The organism is Bradyrhizobium sp. (genome assembly GCF_049691595.1).
Classification (GTDB): Bacteria; Pseudomonadota; Alphaproteobacteria; order Rhizobiales; family Xanthobacteraceae; genus Bradyrhizobium.
Genome location: NZ_JBAVNZ010000262.1, coordinates 1 through 3180, shown reverse-complemented (window position 1 = coordinate 3180; position 3180 = coordinate 1). Strand labels below are relative to the sequence as shown.

Here is a 3180-nt window from a genome sequence, read left to right as displayed (position 1 = left end):
GTCATAGAGCGCGGTGCCGCGCACGCCGAGGCGATACAGCGCCAACGTCAGCACCAGCGCGGAGACGCCGGAGCCGCAGCTGGTCACGATCGGCCTCGCAAGGTCGACGCCGGCGCTCCTGAAGGCCTGCCGCAACTCATCCAGGGGCTTCATCGTGCCGGTTTCGGCGTCGAACAATCCAGCGTAAGGCACGCTGCGGCTGCCGGGGATATGACCCGAACGGGAGTTCGGCCGTGGCTCGGCAACAGTACCTTCGAAACGCCCACCCGGACGCGCATCGACCAGTTGTTCCGTGCGCGTTTCGAGGTTGGCGATCACCTGCTGCTGGCTCCGGATGTAGCTCGGATCGAGTTTGGCCTGGAATTTTCCTGGCGCCGGCGTGACCTTGCCGGATTGCGTAGGGCGGCCTTCGGCCCTCCACTTCTTCAAACCACCGTCCAGCACCCTCACATTGGAATGACCGAACGACAGGAACATCCACCACGCCCGTGGCGCGGCCACCCAGCCGCCGGCATCATAGGCAACCACCATATCGCCGCAGGAGATGCCGAGCGCCGCCACTTCGCGCGCGAATCGTTCGGCGTCCGGATACATGTGCGGACGCGGATCGTCTTGAGCGGCGATCGCGTCGACATCGAAAAATGGCGCGCCCGGAATATGTGCGCCCAGATAATCGTCGACAGGCAGCGGCAGCACGCCCGGCAACTTGAACGATGCATCGATCACCTTGACTTTGGGATCGTCGAGGTGGGCGGCGAGCCAGTCGGTCGAGACCAGCGGATCGGCGGTGGCGTTCATGGTGAGAAAGTCCTCGTAGTCATTCCGGGATGCGCCGGCAGGCGCAGACCCGGAATCCGGAAGTCGTCCAGGAGATTCCGGGTTCGCGCTTACGCGCGCCCCGGAATGACGAAGGAGCAAGTCATGCCTCAACCCTTCTTTTTCGGCTCGAACTTCTCGACCGGGCCGCCGGCGTCGCGCCAGGCGGCAAAGCCGCCGCCCATATGCGCGACCGGCTTCAGCCCCATGTCCTGCGCGGTCTTCGCTGCCAGGGCCGAGCGCAGGCCGCCGGCGCAGTGGAAGATGAATTTCTTGTCCTGCTGAAAAATCGGTTTGGCATAGGGGCTCGCCGGATCGATCCAGAACTCCAGCATGCCGCGGGTGCAGGAGAACGCGCCGGGAATCCGGCCGTCACGCTCGATCTCGCGGGGGTCGCGGATGTCGACGATGACGACGTCGGCGCTATGCGCAACCTTGATCGCATCGGCCGCGCTGACCGTCTCGATCTCGGCATTGGCTTCGTCGATCAGCGATTTGATCCCGCGGTGAATGGTCTGGGGCATCTGAACTTACCTCGTGATCCCGTCATTTCCGGGATGGTCCGAAGGACCAGGCCCGGAATCTCGAGATTCTCCGATGTGCAATTGCACATCGTAGTTCGTGCTTCGCATGCCCCGGAATGACGACAATTACCGCACCAGTTCCTTCATCGCGCCCTCGAGTCCCTCGATGGTGATCGGGTACATGCGCTCGGAGAACAGCCGGCGGATGAGGGTGGTTGATTCCGAATAGTCCCAGTGCTTCTGCGCCACCGGATTGAGCCACACTGCGTGCGGATAGGTGCGCGTGATGCGTTCGAGCCAGACCGCGCCGGCCTCCTCGTTGACATGCTCGACCGAGCCGCCCGGCACCATGATCTCGTAGGGCGACATCGAGGCGTCGCCAACGAACACCACCTTGTAGTCGTGCGGGTATTTGTGCAGCACGTCCCAGGTCGGCGTGCGGTCGGTGAAGCGGCGCTTGTTCTGCTTCCACACGCCTTCATAGAGGCAGTTGTGGAAGTAGAAATATTCCATGTGCTTGAATTCGGTCTTGGCCGCCGAGAACAATTCCTCGACCTGCTCGATATGCGAATCCATCGAGCCGCCGATGTCGAAGAACACCAGCACCTTGACCGCGTTGCGGCGTTCGGGGCGCATGTGCACGTCGAGATAGCCGTGATTGGCGGTCTCCCTGATCGTGGTGTCGAGATCGAGTTCGTCCGGCGCGCCGGTGCGGGCGAACTTGCGCAGGCGGCGCAGCGCGATCTTGATGTTGCGGATGCCGAGCTCGACATTGCCGTCGAGATCCCTGAACTCGCGCTTGTCCCACACCTTGACGGCGCGGTAGTTGCGGTTCTTTTCCTGCCCGATCCGGACCCCCTCGGGATTGTAGCCGTGGGCGCCGAACGGCGAGGTGCCGGCGGTGCCGATCCATTTGTTGCCGCCCTGATGACGGCCCTGCTGTTCCTTCAGGCGCTGGCGCAGCGTCTCCATCAGCTTGTCCCAGCCCATCGCCTCGATCTGCTTCTTCTCCTCCTCGGTGAGGTATTTTTCCGCGAGCTTCTTCAGCCATTCGGCGGGAATCTCCGCCTTCTCCATGGCGTCGAGCAGGCTCTCCAGCCCCTTGAACACGGTGCCGAACACCCGATCGAACTTGTCGAGGTTGCGCTCGTCCTTCACCAGGGCGGTGCGGGAAAGGTAATAAAAATTCTCCACGGTCTGCTCGGCGAGGTCGGCGTCGAGCGCCTCCATCAGCGTCAGGTATTCGCGCAGCGTCACCGGGACCTGGGCATCGCGCAGCGATGTGAAGAATTGCAGAAACATGGGATACAGATTGCCCGCCGGGCGGTGAAGGTCAAGGGCCAGCGCATGGCTGACGGGCCTAGACCGGAGGGGTTTTTCTACTAGAATTGAGCTATCAAGGGTTTTTCAGCAGGGGCTTTTCCCATGGGTATCATAGCGGCACTTGTGATCGGCGCGATCGCCGGCTGGCTCGCCGGGTTGATCGTGCGCGGCGCCGGTTTCGGGCTGATCGGCAATATCGTGATCGGCATCATCGGCGCGCTGGTCGCAAGCTGGCTGTTGCCGCAACTGGGCGTCAGCCTCGGCGGCAGCGCCTTTCGCGATATCGTCAACGCCACCATCGGTGCGGTGGTCATCCTCGTCGTCCTCTCGCTGATCAAACGCGCCTGACCAGCATCTTCAAACCCGCGACGACCGCCGGACCGGCGGTCGTTTACCGTTCGGGCCACAGCGGCCCGACAACGAACAACGAGGCAACAGGATAAATGAAATTCACCGGCACCAAGGACTATGTCGCCACCGACGATCTCAAGGTCGCGGTCAACGCCTCGATCGTGCT

Annotated in this window: 4 protein-coding genes; 1 reads left to right on the top strand and 3 read right to left on the bottom strand. The window is 62.6% G+C overall.

Annotation, left to right across the window (positions count from 1 at the left end):
- The 3 genes from sseA to WCE35_RS11730 all read right to left on the bottom strand — a co-directional run.
- Window positions 1-798 (bottom strand): 3-mercaptopyruvate sulfurtransferase (sseA, locus tag WCE35_RS11740; protein ID WP_424593507.1); only part of this gene is annotated, 798 nt, incomplete at its 3' end.
- A 128-nt stretch (window positions 799-926) separates the two neighbouring features.
- Window positions 927-1340 (bottom strand): rhodanese-like domain-containing protein, encoded by a 414-nt coding sequence (locus tag WCE35_RS11735; protein ID WP_424593506.1) that lies wholly within the window; start codon window positions 1338-1340, stop codon window positions 927-929.
- 126 nt (window positions 1341-1466) lie between these two features.
- Complete coding sequence (locus WCE35_RS11730; RefSeq protein ID WP_424593505.1) at window positions 1467-2642, bottom strand: vWA domain-containing protein; 1176 nt, start codon at window positions 2640-2642, stop codon at window positions 1467-1469.
- A 123-nt stretch (window positions 2643-2765) separates the two neighbouring features.
- Between WCE35_RS11730 and WCE35_RS11725 the strand changes: the two genes are divergently transcribed.
- Window positions 2766-3011 carry a GlsB/YeaQ/YmgE family stress response membrane protein gene (locus WCE35_RS11725; RefSeq protein WP_424593504.1) on the top strand — a complete coding sequence of 82 codons (246 nt, stop codon included), beginning with the start codon at window positions 2766-2768 and terminating at the stop codon, window positions 3009-3011.
- The last annotated feature ends 169 nt before the right edge of the window (window positions 3012-3180 follow it).

Bases quoted from the DNA above. Each gene is read 5' to 3' on its own strand.
- WCE35_RS11735 (WP_424593506.1), bottom strand. From the start codon at position 1,340: ATGCCCCAGACCATTCACCGCGGGATCAAATCGCTGATCGACGAAGCC.
- WCE35_RS11730 (WP_424593505.1), bottom strand. From the start codon at position 2,642: ATGTTTCTGCAATTCTTCACATCGCTGCGCGATGCCCAGGTCCCGGTG.
- WCE35_RS11725 (WP_424593504.1), top strand. From the start codon at position 2,766: ATGGGTATCATAGCGGCACTTGTGATCGGCGCGATCGCCGGCTGGCTC.